The following is an 18395-nucleotide window of genomic DNA, read 5'->3' as shown; positions in this document are numbered from 1 at the left end:
AAATGAAGAAGTTTTTGACATTTTTATTATTGCTGACGGGTATGCTGGCTAATGCCCAACAGAAGATAATATCGGGTACCATCACCGATGAGGAAACCGGAGAGGGTTTGCCAGGTGCATCAGTGCAGATAAAGGGAACCTCCATCGGAACGATTACGGATGTCAATGGGACCTTTCAATTTGAGGCTTCTGAAGCCGATATACTAGTGGTTTCATTTATTGGCTATGAGCCAAAGGAGGTTAAGGTAGGTGATCGCTCCCTTATCAATCTGACCCTTGGGTTTGACGTGACAGCCCTGGAGGAAGTGGTGGTTGTAGGCTATACCAGTGAAAGGAGGAAGGACCTGACCGGATCCGTGGCAGTCGTTGATCTCGAGGAAGTGAAGGACCTCCCCCCTGGAAATATCATCAAAAATATACAGGGGAGAGTGCCAGGCGTTTCTATTACGACGGATGGTTCGCCTGGTTCAGGAGCTACTGTTAGAATTAGGGGAAATGGCACCCTCAACAACAATGATCCCTTATATATCATAGACGGAGTGCCGTCCAAGGCCGGAATGCACGAAATTAATCCAGCCGATATCGCTTCTATACAGGTGCTTAAGGATGCGGCTTCAGCGAGTATCTATGGGGCACGGGCGGCCAATGGGGTAATCATCATTACCACCAAAAGAGGGAAAAGCAAAGAAGCTCAGATCGATTTTGATGCTTCATGGTCACTACAGCAGTATACCACTAAGCTGAACCCACTCAATACCTATCAGCGAGGTAAGGTTTTTTGGCAGGCCTCTGTCAACGCTGGCCTTAAGCCAACGAGCCCCATATACAATTATTCCTGGAACGGAGATCTCAACAATCCGGCACTTGGCGGTATTACCTACAATGAGTACCTGGATGCCAAACAGACCATGCGTCCGGCCGATACGGACTGGTTTGATGAGGTTTCTCAGCCCTCAGTGATTCAATCTTATAACCTCAGGATTTCCAAAGGATCGGAGAATGGAAACATAATGTTTTCTGTGGGGTATTTTGATAACGACGGAACCATAAAGGAATCAAATTTCGAACGGATCAATGCTCGATTTAATTCGAGTTTCAGTTTTCTGAATGATCTCATCACTATTGGGGAAAATTTCCAGGTCACCTATCAGGAAGAAACTCAGATCAATGCCGGGGAGATATTGTTTACCTCACTTGTACAGCACCCAATTGTGCCAGTACATACCGAAGCAGGAGGTTGGGGTGGCCCCGTATCCGGTATGACAGACCGCCAAAATCCTGTCCGGCTAATTGAAGACAATAAGCAAAACCGCTACAAGTTTGTGAGGCCTTTTGGCAACGCCTATATAGCGATCAATCCGGTCAAGAACTTACAGTTCAAAACGAACTTTGGGGTAGACTATAGCCTGTTTTATAATCGATCAATCAGGAAAAGGTATGTTTCCGGATTTTTATCTGAACCGGACAATATGGTGGCCAATAACACCAGTATCGGTGGCAACTGGATCTGGACCAACACAGCTACATATGACTTAAACCTACAGAATCAGTCGTTGAAGTTTCTGGGTGGAACAGAGCAGATCAAATACGCTCAGGAATGGTTTAGTGCGTCAAGGGAAGGTTATATAAGTGAGGATCCAAACTACGCTTACCTCGGCGCTGGTGCAGAGAACCAATTAAATAGTGGAGGTGGAAACCGATGGGCCCTGATGTCTTTCTTTGGTAAATTTGATTACAGCCTCCAGGATAAATACCTCGCATCATTCACTATCAGACGAGACGGATCGTCACGGTTTGGAGCGAATAACAGGTACGGGAATTTTCCCGCAGCTTCCGTTGGGTGGAGGCTGAGTAACGAGGAGTTTTTCAAAAGTTTAATTGCCACTCCTGTAGATATAAAACTTCGTGCCAGTTGGGGGCAAAATGGTAACCAGGAGATTGATCCTCTGGCAGTGTATAATATTTACCGACCTGTCTACGGAAAAGAAGATGCAATTTGGGACAATCCAAATCCTCCAAGCTACCGACCGGCGCTGGGCACGGCTTATGACATAGCCGGTGCTGACATGGGAGAGCTTCCTTCTGGTTACATCACCAATCAACAAGCCAATGATAACCTTAAGTGGGAGACTACCACACAGTGGGATTTTGGAATGGATTATGTCTTGCGAAAATTCTCCGGATCGGTGGATTACTTCATCAAAGAGACGAGCGATATTCTTTATTTCCGCACCCTTTTGTCAGCTGTGGGAGAAGCAAGCGGACAGTTTGTAAATGGTGGTACCATCAGAAACCAAGGTTTAGAAGCTATCCTTACTTATGAAGATCATATAGGAAAGCTGGCTTTTGATGTGTCTGGTAATGTGGCTTCACTGACTAACGAGGTGGTGAGCATGCCTCAGAGCTTGTTTATCCGTACTCCTCTGAGCGGGGCTGTGCCAAACGATGCCAAAATAGAGCTTTTGGGTGAGACGCTGGTAGGGCGCTCCGTCAATTCTATCTATGGATATGTGGCCGATGGATTGTTTCAGACTCAGGGAGAGGTGGACAGTCATGCCAGTCAGCCTGGAAAAGGGTTGGGCCGGATTCGTTACAAAGACCTCAATGGAGACAATGTGATTAACAATGAGGATCAGACGTTCATTGGGGTAGCTGATCCTTCCTTATCCTATGGACTCAATATCAATGCGACGTACGGGAACTTTTCGTTCGCTGTATTTGCGCAGGGTGTCGCAGGAATAGAGTATTACAATAGCTATAAGACCTATACGGATTTTGCCTCCTTGTGGCCCGGTACCAACTGGGGGGAGCGCACCCTGGATGCATGGTCACCTACCAATCAGGACTCTGACATTCCCAGACTTACCATAGTTGACAATAATAACGAAGGTAGAGTGTCGACCTATTTCATAGAAAATGCTTCCTACCTGAAGCTTAGAAACCTACAGATAGGCTACAGTTTACCACAATCGACGTTAGATCGGCTTGGAGTCAGAAAGGTAAGGGTATTTGTGCAGGGTCAAAACCTACTCACCTTCAAGAGCAAGGGCTTTACCGCACCAGATCCAGAAAACCCAAATTATGCATTTCCAATTCCGACCATTTATACCGCTGGTTTAAGTCTAGGATTTTAATCTAAACACCTTAATCAAATAAGAGATGAAATTGATACAAAGATACCTTCTCATACTACTGGTTGCCATGATGAGCATCTCATGTAGTGATTTTCTCGAAGTGAGCCCCCAGGGAGTGGTAGGCGATGAAGCCCTCAATTCACCTGAAAATATCGATGGACTGGTGATCGCAGCATACGCTATGCTGGGTAACGATCATTATACCGTGCCCAATATGCTGTGGCCATGGGGTGATCTTCGATCAGGAGATGCCTACAAAGGTGGTGACGGACCGGCTGATATTTCTATCTATCATGCCATGGAGGTTTTTTCCACCATCCAGCCGGATATGAGTGCATATGCGCCATCCGTGTTAGGTGATTTGGATAACAAAAAATGGGAAAGGCAGTACACGGCTATTTCCAGAGTAAACAATGCCCTCAGAAGGTTGCAGGATGTGGATGAAACCGCCTATCCTAAGAAGAGTCAGCGAATTGCTGAGATGAGGTTCTTGCGGGGACATTACTACTTTGATCTCAAGATACTTTTCAAGCACATCCCATGGATAGATGAGCAAGCATCGGTAGAAGAGATTGAGGCTATTTCCAATACCGTATATACCGATCAGGAGCTATGGGATTTGGTAGCATCAGAATTTAGGGCAGCGGCTAGTGGCTTACCTGAAAGTCAGACAGATGCCGGCAGGCCTGGCAAGTTCACTGCCAAGGCTTATCTGGCCAAAGTACTCCTGTATCAGGCCTATGAGCAAAACGAAGACCATCAGGTAGTTGCTGTCAATGCCGAAAAAATGGAAGAAGTGGTTACACTGGTGGACGAGGTAATCGGATCAGGGCAGTATAGTCTGGAGTCAGATTTTGCCAATCCTTTCCTCTGGGAATTTGAAAATGGCAGGGAATCCGTTTGGGCCATCCAGCGGTCTCATGATGATGGCACAACCACCGGGAATATTGATTTTTCATCTATGCTCAATAATCCAATGAGCACCGAATTGGGTTGCTGCTGGTTTCATATACCGAGTCAAAATTTGGTCAATAGCTTCAAAACGGATGAAGCAGGACTCCCGATGTTTGATGCTTTTAATGAGAACGATTTGGATTTAACTTCAGAAACTGTTGATCCGCGGTTAGACCACACCGTGGCACAGCCTGAGAAGCCCTGGAAGTATGAGACTTCCATTATTTATACTGAAGATGAATGGGCACGTCAGCCGGGCATTTATGGACCTTATTCCTCACTAAAGGAAAATGTATCACCCAATTGTGAATGCTTTGAACGGATCCCTCCATTTATGTCAAGTTCTAAAAATACGATTTTGATCAGGTTCGCCGATGTGCTCTTGTGGAAAGCAGAAGCATTGATAGAACTCGGCAGACAAGGGGAAGCCTTGCCTATTATTAATCAAATCAGGCAACGGACCATTAATAGCACAGAATTGCTCCAGTACTCCAATGGCGCACCCCTTTCCAATTACAATGTGGCTCTTTATGAAGGCTCTTCCTGGACACAGACTTACGCCCGCCAGGCGCTCAGGTGGGAGAGGCGCCTTGAACTCGCCATGGAAGGACACCGATTCTTTGATCTGGTCAGGTGGGGAGTAGCCGCTCAGGAGATCAATGAGTATTTCATTACCGAAAAATCAAAAAGAGAATATCTGCAATCAGCACAGTTTGAAGCGGGCAAACATGAGTATTTGCCGATACCGCAGCAGCAGATTAACCTGAGCAATGGCAGGTACATACAGAATAAAGGATATAACTGATAAAATAACCAAACAAATGAAGATGATGAAGACAAATATGAAGTTTTTGGTGGCTTTGCTCATGGTAGCAGCTACTATGATGGTAATCTCATGTAAGGATGAGGAAGTCACTCCTGGTGATGCATTTATGATCAGTTTCACGGTAGACGAAATTAGTGGATCTATTGATGAAGCAGATAAGACGGTTATGCTGGAGCTGCCGGCCGCAGCAGATATTACAGCGGTCACTCCGGTAGTAACTGTGTCTGAGGGTGCAAGTGTAAGCCCCGAGTCTGGCTCGGCGGTTGATTTCACCGAACCTGTGGTTTATACCGTGACTGACAAGTCTGGTAGCATTTCCGTAGCGTATACAGTTTCTATTTCACAGGCGGATTTGAGGAAGATTGCTTTCGTAGGTGTGGCAGCAGAGAATACTGCAGCTTCCTGGGATGTCCTGGATGGTTCAGACTTTGATCTCAATGATGATCAGGAGGCTGCCACATGGTTTGCAGAGAATATGGCGTCTTCCACTACAGAGGTGGCCTATCACTCCATAGAGGACGTGGCTGGTGGTGCCGATCTTAGTGGGTATCATGCCGTATGGATTCAGTTTGATGGAGGCTGGTGGGGCGGTGAAGTCGCTCAGTTCCCAAACAATTCAAATCACTGCCTGTTGATGGAATCAGGGATTGGGTTTGACACGCCTTGTGAGACTTTGTCCGCTGATTTTGTAGCTGCTGTCAAGACCTATTATGAAGCAGGAGGTAACCTGTTTTTAGGCAACTTCGCAGGGTCAATGGTAGACGAAATAGGTGTAGTAGCTTCTGCTGACCTTGCTCCCAACAATTCCTTTGGAGGGTTGGCTGTGGATGAAGGTGCTACTGACGGAGCCTGGGGAGTAAGATGGGCCGGAGAAACCTCTAGTCCTTTGTTTAGCGGCATTGTGACGAGTACTGATGAAGGGTGCCCTGCGCCATTTTTTATCACGCTGGAGTCTGGCACTAAGAAGAAAAACAGATCTAACCAATACAACCTCAACTTTGGTCCATGGGCACCAAATGGTGATACTGATCCATTGGATGATCGTCGTGCTGCCTTTGAAGAAATGACAGGAGCATCCATCCTGGTTGAAAATTGTGGACAAAACGAGCCTCAAATGGTGGAATGGGCTGCAAGTGGTAATAAGGGAACCGTAATTGCCATTTTGGGCGGTACATACGACTGGTATGTAGGTGATGTTACTAACAATGATAACATTCCATCTCTTACAAAAAACAGCCTGCTGTATCTGGCAGATAAGGCCCTGGAGGAATAAACATTTTTGCGAGTAGCCGTGCCGCCTGGCATGGCTACTTGTTCTATTTAAATCCCAATTATGACAAGGATATTTATACGTTTGTTGATGTTGATGTGTGTGGCAGGCAAACTCTGTGCGCAGGATGTGTATACGGAGATGTATCGGCCACAGTATCACGCTTCTCCTCGCAGTGGTTTCATGGGTGACCCAAATGGGCCTATGAAATTCGGTGGTAAGTACCACCTGTTTTGGTGGGGACACCTGCGTTCTGAAGACATGGTTCATTGGGAAGAAATCAATAATAATGCGCTTCATGGTACACCCTCTGGTTTCGGAAACTGGTCTGGGTCTGTAGTGATGGATATTGAGAACACGGCTGGATTTAATTCAGCTGAAGATACTGCTATGATCGCTGTTTACACCTTGCACGAAGATGCCACAGGTCACCAGCATCAGGCCATTTCTACCAGTCTCAACCATGGGTCATTTGAGTACTATGATGGCAACCCCGTCATTGAAAGTAATGAGCCTGATTTCAGAGACCCACAGGTCTTTTGGTATGAACAAACCGGTAAATGGGTAATGGTCATTACGAAACCTGTAGACCGGGGCATCAGGATCTATACTTCTGATGATCTTAAAGTATGGGATTACGAAAGCACTTTTGAAGGGTATGGCGCACGCAAGGAAATATGGGAAGTGCCAGATCTGTTTGAGCTGCCACTTAATGGTGATCCCCAAAATATGAAATGGGTGATGACCTGTGGCATGGGACCCAACCGAATGCAGTTTTGGGTAGGGGATTTTGATGGCACTACTTTTAGGATTGACCCGGAGGAGAATTTCTTCACGGGAAGTCACGTTGGCGGAGAGGTGTTTGAGGATTTCGAAGCTGGATATGGTGATTGGACTGTGCAGGGTGAATCTTTTGGGGATGCTCCTGCTACAGGTACCTTCTCTGATCAGCAGGAAGTGATGGGATATACAGGCAAAAGTCTCGTCAATAGTTTTTTGAATGGTGATGGTTCTACCGGGAAGCTCATTTCCCCGGAATTTGAAATTAGCAGGCCGTTTATCAATTTTCAAATAGGTGGTGGCGCTTCAGCCAATGAATTGGGCTTCAGGTTAGTTGTAAATGGAGAGGTTGTACAGTCAATAGCAAGTTCCAGCAATACTGAAATCATGCAATGGCGGGGGGTGTCTGTGAGTGAATTTATCGGGCAGACCGGGCATATTGAGATAGTAGATGAAGCCACAGGAGGATGGGGACATGTATTGGTCGATCACATTGTGTTTTCTGATGAGCTGTATGACACCCGGACAGAAAATGCCAACTGGGCTGATTGGGGATATGATTTTTATGCCGGGAAGACGTTTAGAAACTATGACTTTGACGATAACCGCAAGGTTTGGTTGGCATGGATGGGCAACTGGACATATGCCCGCGATGTGCCCACTCGGCCATGGAAAGGAAATCAATCCATTCCACGAGCATTGAGTCTGGTAAAAAATGAATTTGGGTTTCAGCTGATTCAGCAGCCTATTGAGGAGTTGAAAGGGCTCCGAGGCAACGAATATTCAATAACAAAACAGCAGGTGGATGGAATACTACCGGTCACAGTATTTCAGCCAGAGTGGAACGTCTATGAGCTGAAACTATCCTTTAAAGTCAGCAACAGAGATCAGGTTTTTGGAATAACCCTCGCCCAGTCCGATGATAATGAAGGTGTTAAAATTACTTATGATGCAGCGTCATCCACATTGGAACTTGATCGATCAGGCACGCCGTTTAGTTTTGCCTATAAGCGCAAGTCAGTAGCACCGGTCCATTTTCCGATGGATAGTGTTCTTGATTTACATATTTTCATTGATCAGGCATCAGTAGAGGTGTTTGCTAATGATTATCAGACTTCCATAAGCTCACTGGCATTCACCAATGTTTTAAGTACCGGATTGTCCCTTTTTAGTGAAAATGGGCCGACCGAGTTATTGTCCTTAGAAGCCTGGGATCTTACCTCTATCTGGGGAGTGACGGCTGATCAGGTTCAGAGGCCGGAGGTGCAGGAAGACCCGCTTAAGGTAGATGGTGGTCATTCATTCGTTTACCCAAATCCGGTAAGTGCAGGTCAATATATAACATTTGGTAAGAATAATATTAGTAATGTATCGATCTGTGATATGGGCGGCAGGGTCATTTTCACACAATCGGCTGGTGCCAATCAGGTACAGATACCAGATACTTTGAGTCCGGGTCTTTATCTGGTGAAGTACATCAGTGATGGTAGGCATTATTCCGATAGAATCATTATTCGTCGGTGATGACCTTTGCCAGGTGTCAGTGGATGGATGAGATGGTGCCTCATTATAAGACAATAAACGATTTCAACCTTTGCCGAAAAGCGAACGGTATCATTGAATCAAAACACTATACTTATGAAATATCTTAACGCATTTATCGTGCTGTTTTGTCTGATGGAGTCCTGTCAGTTTAAGCAGAAATCTATGAACTCCGAGCAGACGGAAGAAGACAGCTATCAATCCGTATATCACTTTACGACACCATCCAATTGGATGAATGACCCCAATGGGATGGTCTATTACGCAGGAGAATATCACCTCTTCTATCAGCATTTTCCTGATAGCAATGTTTGGGGGCCGATGCATTGGGGACACGCGGTGTCAGAAGATATGATTCATTGGGAGCACCTTCCCATTGCGCTATATCCCGATTCGCTTGGGTTTATTTTTTCAGGCAGCGCAGTAGTGGATTATGATAATACGACCGGATTTGGCTCTGAGTTAAACCCTGCGATGGTTTCCATTTTCACTTATAGCAACCAGCAAGAGGAGTTGAAGGGATCGATTACTTTTCAGAATCAGGCGTTGGCTTATAGTCTGGATAGTGGGCGAACCTGGACAAAATATGCGGATAATCCGGTGATAAGCAACCCTGGGATTAAAGATTTTCGTGATCCAAAAGTGACCTGGATGGAAGAGTTTGACAAGTGGGTGATGGTCTTGGCTGTAAAGGATCACGTGAGCATTTATTCCTCTAAAAACCTCTTGGAATGGACACACGAGAGCGATTTTGGAAAGGAAGAAGGTGCTCATGGTGGGGTTTGGGAGTGTCCTGATCTTTTTAGGATTCAGGATGATCAAGGCAACTGGAAATGGGTGATGCTGGTGAGCATCAATCCTGGTGGTTATCAGGGTGGATCTGGTACCCAATATTTTGTTGGAGAGTTTGATGGTCGTGTATTTTCCACTAATCAGGAGAAGGTCAAATGGATTGATTACGGAGCGGATAACTACGCCGGGGTATTGTGGAACAACATTCCCGATTCTGATGGTCGAAAATTATTTGTAGGCTGGATGAGCAATTGGGCATATGCCAACAAAGTAAGTCTGGTTAATAGAAGAAATATGATGACGATTCCGCGGGAAGTAAGCCTGAGGAGAAAAGAGAATGATCATGTATTGGCCATGGTGCCTATCAGAGAGATGGAAAGTATTGGTGTGTTAAGCACAAGTGGAGCATTGACAGAGTTGGAAAAGGGAATGCAAACAAATGAAGCGTACAGACTGGATGTACAAATCGAATCCATGGAAGGCACGGTTGAATTGGTTTTTACTAATGAGGATAAAGACTCATTGTTTTTGAGTGTATCCAACAACGAACTTATCGTGGATCGGTCTGGGTGTGGCAATGTATCCCTGGCCACAATATTCTCCAGGCAACACAAGGCATCATTAGACGGGATCAGGAACTTATCGATTTTCCTGGATAGGTCATCTATGGAGGTATTTGCCAATGATGGAGAAGTAAATATTACTGATCTGTTTTTCACCAGATCGCCATTACAGCGAGTGCAGATGGTAGCTTCAGAGGCTGAAATTGAGGCAAGGTTTGAGTACAGAAAGATCGAGGTGAAGAAGCCTATTTGAGGAGGTTGATTGGTTGAGCAGGTGTATGCAAAAGAGTAACCAAACAATAAACCAATGAAATACAAAACCCTTAAAATGATGAGTTTGGCCCTGATGGCTGTTGTATGTAGCTGTGATAAGCTTCATATTACTCAAGTCGGAGGACCTGAAAGTGAGTCAGAGACTGTTACCTCAGCTTCATTAAACTGTACTGCTCAGGCGGAAGAGGAAGATTATCAAATCTTTCCGATGACCTCTGATGGATACAGAATCGGAGATGTAATGCCTTATTTCGAACCAGGTACTGGTGAGATTTTTGTGTATTATCTGAAGGATATCTGGGATGATCCATCCAATGAACGTCATCCCTGGTATGGCTTTACTACCAATAATTTTTATGAGTATGATGATACATGCACTGATGCGCTGCTGGCTAGTAGTGATCAGGGGTGTGATCAGGATTTCGCTGTGGGGACAGGGAGTGTCATCAAGAAAGGTGGAAAGTATTACGCTTTTTACACTGGCCACAACCCCAATTACCCTTCGGGCTGTGTGAGCAAGAAGGAGGGGGTGATGTTGGCTACGTCTAACTGGCCGAATCAGCAATTTACTAAGAAGGCGAACTTTAGCACTATATACCCGCCTACCGGACAGGGTTTTGACGAACAGGATAATTTCAGAGACCCTTTCGTATATGAGGATACCCAAAACAATGAATATGTGATGCTGATTAGTGCCAGAAAGGATGTGAACGGAACCTGGAAAGGTGTGTTGGCTAAATATACGTCTGGAAATCTCCTGAATTGGACCTATGATGGAGTACTCTATGACGGGGGAGCCGACAATTATTTCATGATGGAATGCGCTGAGGTGTTTAAAATCAACAGCACCTACTACCTGCTGTTTTCGGATATCGACACCAAGTATGTTTACTATCGCAAATCCTCGTCGGCAAATGGACCATGGAGCAAGCCCGCTGGAATTGAGCGGTTTGAGGGAAAGGGAATTTATGCTGCCAAGTCAGTATCAGATGGTTATGATCGCTACCTGATGGGCTGGACGCATGTCAATATTGGACACACAGATGGTGGAAACCCCGGCTGGGGTGGCAACCTGGTGGTGCATAAGTTATTTCAGAAGGGCAATGGGGATTTGGCCGTGACGATCCCGCATACAGTGGAAAATCACCTCGAAACCACTCCCTATACCATAGTTAAAAATAGTCAGTGGGGAGATGTCACCAATACACAGACCGGGTCACATAGTTATAGGCTATACAGTCCGGCAGATTATGACATGACTAATGTTATTTTTGATCCTGTGATGGCTGAGCGCTATGAGATCAGTGCCACAGTTAATTATGTCTCGTCGGCTCGTGATTTTGGATTTATGGTAGGTGCCTGCGATGGTTGGAATGACCTGTTCAGTCTAAGGTTTGTCCCTCAGGAGAATAGGTTCAGCTTTGACAAGACCAATAGGCCTAACCTTGATGCCAGCACGGTTCCGGACAATGATGTGCCTGTCACGTTGAGTCCAGGCGTTGATTACAATGTAAGAATCGTTATTGAAAACTCAATGGTAGTCGTTTATATCAACGATGACGTGGCACTTTCTTCTCGAATTTATCGGGCGCCGGGTACCAACTGGGGCATCTTCGCAGATCACAGCGACGTGACCTTTACAAATATCGAAGTTACAACACCTTAATAGACATTCGCCCTCCCACGGGAGGGCGAATATTAACTCTAATCAGCAGATGGAAAACACAAAAGTATTGGCCTTTGGGGAAGTGTTATGGGACTTCATAGAAGGATATAAACATTTTGGCGGAGCACCGGTCAATTTCGCAGCGCATATGGTGCAGTGCGGTAGAGAGGCGTCTATTGTCACGGCTGTTGGTACAGATAAGCTTGGCGATCAGGCCGTGGAGGAGATGACCAAACTCGGTGTGGGTCAGGATTTTGTACAGCGAAATAGCCACCTCACCGGTCGGGTGATGGTGTTTTTGGAGGAGGGTCAGCCCACCTACCGCATCAGAAATGATGTCGCCTATGACTACATCGAGCAGTCCGGCATAGATACAGCCAAACTGAACGAATATGGGGCGTTTTACTTCGGTACACTCGCCCAGCGACACCCCGTATCCAAAGCAGCGATGGATTTCATCATGGCCAGAGGATCGTTCAATACCATATTTTATGATGTGAATTTGCGCCGGGATGCCTATACCAAAGAGGTGATTGAGTCTTCATTTGGCTACTGCACCATAGCTAAGATGAATGATGAAGAGGTGAGGGTGTTGAGCTCATTGCTATACGAGTCAGAGATGAGCCAGGATGATTTCACGGTTCGGATTCTAGCGGATTACCCAAACATCGATTTGCTGATTATTACTGGTGGGGGTCAGGGCTGTGTGATTCGCACCCGTAGCGAACACTATAGGGTAAGTGCTAAAATGATGCCGGTAAAAGACAGTGTCGGAGCTGGTGATGCATTTTGTGCGGCCTTTCTGAATACCTACCTAAGGACTAAAGCTCCTAGACACTCGGCACGCATGGGCAATCTGGTGGGTGGTTTTGGGGTGTCTGACAGTGGTGCCATTCAGATCTATCCGGAGCAGTTCAGACGAAAGATCGAGATATTGAGTGAAGGCTGAACAGAAGCTATCTCATTAGAAATGATTCTAAAATACAGGCCATATCAGGTTTTAGTTTCCTAAATCTATATTACAAGGAATTTGCACGTTATGAAATTATCTCCAGTTGTCGAAACAACGGATTAATGGCTCATTGCGAGTCTAGCCGAAGCAGCGCTATAGGACGATAAACTGTAAGCTAGAGACTCTGCATCCAAAGTGACGCCATAATAAATGGCCCGACACCCTTCGGGTCATTGTCTCGTTTGATTTCACCCACGTAGTACTCATAGGTGCCCTCACGGTAAGGATCACCACCCAGTCCGGCCACACCACATACGTTGGTAAGGCTGATGGTGCCATCTTCATTCTCTTTGATAAACTCCCTGAGCAGACCAGCATAAGCTTTTTTGGTCATTGCCTGATAGCTGCTATCGAGGTATCCTTTTTGAATAGACTTAGCCAGAAAGTAGGTAAACATGCTGGAGCATGAAGCTTCCAGGTAATTGCCAGCTTTGCCGCCTTTGTCCAGCACCTGCCACCACACCCCGGAAGCCGGATCCTGATGCTTTTGGATTCCCCGGGCTATTTTGTTTACGATCACAATGAGGCTGTCTCGCTGAGGATGATCCTCCGGGAAGTAGTCCAGTACATCCACAACAGCCATCGAAAACCAGCCCATGGCCCGCCCCCAAAACTCTGGTGACAAGCCTGTTTCAGGGTCGGCCCATTTTTGCTCCCGGCTTTCATCCCAGCCATGGTAGTATAGCCCCGTCTCATTACTGTAAGCATATTTATCGATCAGCCGGAACTGGTTAGCTACATCGTCAAAGAGCGCTGGTTCATCATAAAGTTGGGCATATTGCGCCAGAAACGGGCTGCCCATGTAGAGCCCATCCAGCCACATCTGAGAAGGGTAGCGTTTTTTGTGCCAGAATCCTCCCTCAGCGGTGCGTGGATGATTGCGCATCTGTTCACGCAGTGTTTCAATGGCCATTTTGTACTCGGGCTTGGGAGTTATCTGGTTGAGTTCTATCAGGAACCTTCCAGGGTTGATTCGGTCGATGTTGTAGTCACTGAGCTTATAGGTAAGAATTTTCCCTTCATCGGTGATCATGGAGTCCATATAAGACTTCCCATAATCTAAAAACCTGTCATCTCCTGTTCTTTTCCATACTTTGAAAAACGAGAGACACACCAACCCATTGGTGTATTCCCACTTTGGCTTTTCTCTGAAATCCAGCAGTCTGGGATCTGGGGTACGTTTCATCTCAGAGTCAGCCATTTGCACATATAATGGAACCTCTGCCTGTTTTTCCTGTGCAGTTTCTTTCGGCGTATTGCAACAGGCCAGCAGGATAGTCGCGCCTAAGTAGAGTAGGTTTTTCATGGTTTGGTTTTTTCTGGTTCTGGATTTAATAGATCAAAGGGATACGCCTCGCTTCCATGGTATGAAGTCAAACTGCTCCAGGTCCATGGCTTTGGCTGTTTTACGACCACTGGCCACCTCTATTATGTAATTCAGGATTTCACTGCCCATTTCTTCTATGGTTTTTTCTCCTGTGATGACCTTACCGGTGTCTATGTCGATGATGTCCGGCATTTTGGCTGCCAATTTTGAATTGGACGAAAGCTTGAGAACCGGAGAAATCGGATTGCCGGTGGGTGTGCCCAGGCCGGTAGTGAAGAGGATCACATTGGCCCCGGATCCGGCCAGGCCTGTGGTAGACTCCACATCGTTTCCAGGAGTACACAGCAGGTTCAAACCAGGTTTGTTGGCATATTCAGTGTAGTCCAAAATATCCCGGACAGGGGAGGTGCCTCCTTTTTTGGCTGCTCCGGCAGACTTCATCGCGTCTGTAATCAGGCCATCTTTGATGTTGCCAGGAGACGGGTTCATATCAAAACCAGATCCGGCTTCTACGGCTGCTTTTTCATACCTCCGCATGATGTCCACAAACTTGACCGCCAATTTCTGAGTATCCATTCTGTTAATGAGCTCTTGCTCCACACCGCATAGCTCGGGAAATTCCGACAGGATGGCCTTGCCTCCAAGAGCTACGACCAGGTCGGAGGTGTAGCCGATGGCCGGGTTGGCCGAAATACCTGAAAACCCATCTGATCCACCACATTCCAGCCCGATGGTCAGCTTGCTGAGTGGAGCTGGCTGCCTGGTTTGCTTATTGGCTTCTACCAGTGCCATAAAGGTTTCGGTGATGGAATTTTTGATTAACTCCTGCTCTCTTCCCGTATCCTGCTGATCATGAATAATGATCGGCTTATCGATGGTAGGGTTGATACTGTGCAGGGCGTCAGTAAACATTTTGACCTGGGCATTCTGGCACCCAAGACTGAGCACTGTAGCACCAGCCACATTGGGATTATTCACATAGCCGGATAACAGTCGGCAAAGTGTCTCTGCATCCTGGCGAGTGCCTCCACATCCACCCTGATGGGTGAGAAACCTGATGCCATCAATGTTTTCAAACACCCGTGCTTTTCTGGATGGTGTGATGGTCTCCAGTTTGAAATCCAATGAAGATCCATCACCCAGTTCGTTTTTCTCAAAGCGATCCACCATGTTTTGCACCAGCGCCACGTAGGGGTCTTGCTTTTCAAAACCAAGGGCTTTATCAAAAGCTTTTTTGATCGTTTCTATGTTTCTGTTTTCACAAAATACCAATGGAAAGACTAACCAATAGTTAGCCGTCCCCACCTGCCCATCCTTGCGGTGATAGCCCATAAAGGTGGTGTCTTTCCACGGAGAGGTATCCGGAGCAGTCCATTGAAAAGGCTCTGAACTTTTATCTTCTGCACTGAAGGACTCTGACTGGTGTGTCAGATTGGCTGTGGTCACAGCTCCCCCGGCTTTGATGGCCTCTTTTGCTCTGCCCACCGTCACATTATACATGTGCACTTCTTCACCTGCCTGAAAATCCTTCATGGCAAATTTGTGCTTGGCATTAATGGTGTGTTGAAGGGTGATGGTCGTGCCATTCACCGTGACCTCAGTTCCTTTTTGAAGATCAGTAAGGGCTACTGCCAGATCGTCTTTCTCGTGGATGGTAATTGCTTGTATCATCATTACATGTTCAGTAATACCTCTTTCAATTGCTCAGAAGCAATGGCTTTAAAGTGTGTTGTCAGCAAATCGGACAGACCTTCGATAACAGAAAGATCCTGATCCCAAAGTGATGAATTGGCCAGCACCTTTTTCACCAATGTTTCGGGCTCATCTGATTTGATAGACTCAAAGAAATTCAAATAAGTTTCATCATCCTTGAGGCTATGAGTGTCCCGCAGGTACAAATGAATCAGACATGCCAGCGAGAAAATGAGTTTATTGGGAAGGTGTCCTTTGATACTGAGGTAATCCAGTATGGTTGGAAGCACCCGCACTTTAAACTTGGCGATTGAGTTAAGTGAAATAGCCGTGAGTTCATGCCTGATAAAGGGGTTTTTAAACCTTGAAATCACCTGATCTGCAAACTCTTTTGGATCTTCCCCGGGTATTTGAATCGTGGCTACAATTTCGTCAAAAATGATCTCCCGCATCAGTTTACCGGTTTCGGCATCATCAATGGTTTCACTGACGGTTTCCAGACCATAGAGCAGTCCTATAGGTACCATGGAGGTATGAGCGCCATTCAGGATGCGAACTTTTTGCGTGCGGTAAGGCGTGATGTCCTTGACGTACTTCACATTTAATCCCAGGCGGTGGGCAGGGAAGAGTTCCTGAACAAACTCAGGTGCTTCGATTACAAACAGGTGGAAAGACTCTGACTTTACCACCAACTGATCCTGGATGCCGATGCGCTCGGTGAGGGTTTCAATCTCATCTTTGGGGTATCCGGGCACAATTCTGTCTACCAGCGTATTGGCGAATGCACAGGTTTCATTTACCCAGGTCTGAAAATCTTCGCCCAGATTCCATAGGTCAATATATTGAGCAATGCATTTCTTTAGTTTGGTTCCGTTTTGCTCAATGAGCTCACAGGGTATCATCGCCACACCTTTGCCTTTGTCCCCTTCAAAATGATCGAACCTGTGTTTGAGTAGTTGGGTGAGCTTGCCGGGAAAGGTATTGGCCAGCTGACCGGCTTCCGGGCGGTCCGAATCGTCAAAGACAATACCAGCTTCAGTGGTATTGGAGAAAATAAGCCGCACAGAGGGAATCTCCGCCAGCGCAAAATACTCGGCTTGCTCTTCGAAAGGGTTGACAAGCGTGGATACGCACTGGATCAATTTTACCTCATCGATGGTTTCTCCATTTTCAATGCCTTGTCTTACATGGTGATAGAGTCCGTCCTGCGCTTTGAGCAGGTGTATAAGTCCATTCTCTAGAGGTTGCACGATGGCTACACTCCCGTTGAAATCGGATTGCTCATTGAGTAGTTCTATCATCCACTCTACAAATGCCCTGAGAAAGTTGCCCTCTCCAAATTGAATGGCTTTAATGGGATGCTGTGCGGTTCGGTCTGCGATGCTTAATTTTTTCATTGATTCAGATCTTATTTTCGTTTTCTACAGCATTACTTAATCTGCGTAAACGATTGCACAATTTATAGAATTTTCATTTAGCAATCCAAATCCCCGAATTAAATTACCATTTTGTTAATTGATCGTTTGGTTGACGATTCGCGTATGATGAGCTCCGGGCTTAGTAGTACTTTGCGGTGGATTGAGTTCCTTCCTTCCACTTGCTCCAGAAAGACCTGTGCCGCGGTTTTGCCCATTTCCTTGCCTTTTTGGTCGACTGAAGAGATGGTTGGCTCCAGGTATTGTGTGAAGGGATCATTTCCGAACCCGACAATTCCTATGTCCTCAGGAATGCGATAATTGTTCTGCAAAAGCCATTTGGTGGCTCCCAGAGCGGAAAAATCAGAGGAAGAAAATATGGCATCAGGCTTTACCGCGAGGGACATAAGCTTTTCAGTTACCAGTTTGCCTTGTTCTACATCACTGGGTACTTCTATGATATAATCATCCACCACTGGCAAATCATGGTCTTTCAAAGCTGCCAGGTAGCCCCTGAAACGCTCTCTGAAGATACTGACCTTCTTATTACCTGAAAAGAAAGCGATTTTCTTGTAGCCATTTTCTATCAGGTGGCTGACAGAGGAATAGGCGCCCTGATAGTCATCAATGGCCACACAGGAAGTGTTGAGCGCATCAGTTGTCCGGTCAAAAAGTACCAGTGTTTTGTTCTTCTGGATGACTTTTTTCAGGTGCTCATAGGTACTTGTTTCCCGTGACAGGGAGATGATAATACCAGCCACCTGAGCCGATAGGAGTGCATTCACATCATCTATCTCATTTTCAATTTTCTCGTACGACTGACAAATAATAACATTATAACCAGATTTTTTCACTTCCTCCTCGATGCCCCTGATGACTGAGGAGAAGAATATCCGGTCAGCATAGGGTACTATGATTCCGATGATTTGTGATCGTCCTTTGCGCAGTGAGGCGGCCATGGTATTGGGTTCATAGCCCAGTTTTTCGGCCATAGCAAAAACCTTCTTTTTGGTTTCCTCACTGATTCGCGGGTTATTATTCAGGGCTCTGGATACCGTAGATGCGGTGGTATTCAGCTCTTTTGCAATCTCATGAATGGTGGTCTTTTTTCCTTTCAAACTTTTGTTATTTGTACAGACAGCGCGAATG

The 18395-nt window shown here is 46.1% G+C and carries 11 protein-coding genes; 7 read left to right on the top strand and 4 right to left on the bottom strand.

What is annotated here, in order from left to right; genetic code table 11:
- The first annotated feature begins 2 nt into the window (after positions 1 to 2).
- From RIH33_RS05065 to RIH33_RS05035, 7 genes are all read left to right on the top strand, one after another.
- Entirely contained in the window at positions 3 to 3134 is a 3132-nt protein-coding gene (locus RIH33_RS05065) for a SusC/RagA family TonB-linked outer membrane protein (RefSeq protein ID WP_406650836.1), read from the top strand.
- A 25-nt stretch (positions 3135 to 3159) separates the two neighbouring features.
- A complete protein-coding gene (locus RIH33_RS05060; RefSeq protein WP_406650837.1) occupies positions 3160 to 4893 on the top strand; it encodes a RagB/SusD family nutrient uptake outer membrane protein in 1734 nt (577 codons plus the stop codon).
- Positions 4894 to 4915: 22 nt separating this feature from the next.
- The gene (locus RIH33_RS05055; protein ID WP_406650838.1) at positions 4916 to 6187 is read left to right on the top strand and encodes a DUF4960 domain-containing protein; all 1272 of its coding nucleotides are present in this window, start codon (positions 4916 to 4918) and stop codon (positions 6185 to 6187) included.
- Between the two features lie 60 nt (positions 6188 to 6247).
- Complete coding sequence (locus RIH33_RS05050; RefSeq protein ID WP_406650839.1) at positions 6248 to 8488, top strand: GH32 C-terminal domain-containing protein; 2241 nt, start codon at positions 6248 to 6250, stop codon at positions 8486 to 8488.
- Positions 8489 to 8602: 114 nt separating this feature from the next.
- Positions 8603 to 10114 carry a glycoside hydrolase family 32 protein gene (locus tag RIH33_RS05045; protein ID WP_406650840.1) on the top strand — a complete coding sequence of 504 codons (1512 nt, stop codon included), beginning with the start codon at positions 8603 to 8605 and terminating at the stop codon, positions 10112 to 10114.
- A 54-nt stretch (positions 10115 to 10168) separates the two neighbouring features.
- Positions 10169 to 11800, top strand: a complete 1632-nt coding sequence (locus RIH33_RS05040) for a GH32 C-terminal domain-containing protein (RefSeq protein ID WP_406650841.1) — start codon at positions 10169 to 10171, stop codon at positions 11798 to 11800.
- 49 nt (positions 11801 to 11849) lie between these two features.
- Positions 11850 to 12749, top strand: coding sequence for a PfkB family carbohydrate kinase (locus RIH33_RS05035; protein ID WP_406658695.1), 900 nt, complete (start codon positions 11850 to 11852; stop codon positions 12747 to 12749).
- A 178-nt stretch (positions 12750 to 12927) separates the two neighbouring features.
- Here the strand turns inward: RIH33_RS05035 and RIH33_RS05030 are convergent, their stop codons facing one another.
- The 4 genes from RIH33_RS05030 to RIH33_RS05015 all read right to left on the bottom strand — a co-directional run bounded on the left by RIH33_RS05030 (position 12928) and on the right by RIH33_RS05015 (position 18364).
- Positions 12928 to 14118, bottom strand: a complete 1191-nt coding sequence (locus tag RIH33_RS05030) for a glycoside hydrolase family 105 protein (RefSeq protein WP_406650843.1) — start codon at positions 14116 to 14118, stop codon at positions 12928 to 12930.
- Between the two features lie 33 nt (positions 14119 to 14151).
- Positions 14152 to 15813, bottom strand: coding sequence for a UxaA family hydrolase (locus RIH33_RS05025; protein ID WP_406650844.1), 1662 nt, complete (start codon positions 15811 to 15813; stop codon positions 14152 to 14154).
- A complete protein-coding gene (locus RIH33_RS05020; protein WP_406650845.1) occupies positions 15813 to 17228 on the bottom strand; it encodes a tagaturonate reductase in 1416 nt (471 codons plus the stop codon). Before RIH33_RS05020 ends, RIH33_RS05025 begins: the two co-directional genes overlap by 1 nt.
- A 98-nt stretch (positions 17229 to 17326) precedes the next feature.
- The gene (locus RIH33_RS05015; protein WP_406650846.1) at positions 17327 to 18364 is read right to left on the bottom strand and encodes a LacI family DNA-binding transcriptional regulator; all 1038 of its coding nucleotides are present in this window, start codon (positions 18362 to 18364) and stop codon (positions 17327 to 17329) included.
- Between the last annotated feature and the right edge of the window lie 31 nt (positions 18365 to 18395).

The organism is Marinoscillum sp. (genome assembly GCF_040222955.1).
Taxonomy (GTDB): domain Bacteria; phylum Bacteroidota; class Bacteroidia; order Cytophagales; family Cyclobacteriaceae; genus Marinoscillum.
The sequence above is the reverse complement of the archived record's forward strand: the minus strand, read 5'-3'. Positions and strand labels throughout refer to the sequence as shown.

Excerpts from the sequence above, each read along its gene's own strand:
- RIH33_RS05045 (WP_406650840.1), top strand. The coding sequence starts at position 8,603 with ATGAAATATCTTAACGCATTTATCGTGCTGTTTTGTCTGATGGAGTCC.
- RIH33_RS05035 (WP_406658695.1), top strand. The coding sequence starts at position 11,850 with ATGGAAAACACAAAAGTATTGGCCTTTGGGGAAGTGTTATGGGACTTC.
- RIH33_RS05050 (WP_406650839.1), top strand. The coding sequence starts at position 6,248 with ATGACAAGGATATTTATACGTTTGTTGATGTTGATGTGTGTGGCAGGC.
- RIH33_RS05020 (WP_406650845.1), bottom strand. The coding sequence starts at position 17,228 with ATGAAAAAATTAAGCATCGCAGACCGAACCGCACAGCATCCCATTAAA.
- RIH33_RS05060 (WP_406650837.1), top strand. The coding sequence starts at position 3,160 with ATGAAATTGATACAAAGATACCTTCTCATACTACTGGTTGCCATGATG.
- RIH33_RS05030 (WP_406650843.1), bottom strand. The coding sequence starts at position 14,118 with ATGAAAAACCTACTCTACTTAGGCGCGACTATCCTGCTGGCCTGTTGC.
- RIH33_RS05040 (WP_406650841.1), top strand. The coding sequence starts at position 10,169 with ATGAAATACAAAACCCTTAAAATGATGAGTTTGGCCCTGATGGCTGTT.
- RIH33_RS05055 (WP_406650838.1), top strand. The coding sequence starts at position 4,916 with ATGATGAAGACAAATATGAAGTTTTTGGTGGCTTTGCTCATGGTAGCA.
- RIH33_RS05025 (WP_406650844.1), bottom strand. The coding sequence starts at position 15,813 with ATGATGATACAAGCAATTACCATCCACGAGAAAGACGATCTGGCAGTA.
- RIH33_RS05065 (WP_406650836.1), top strand. The coding sequence starts at position 3 with ATGAAGAAGTTTTTGACATTTTTATTATTGCTGACGGGTATGCTGGCT.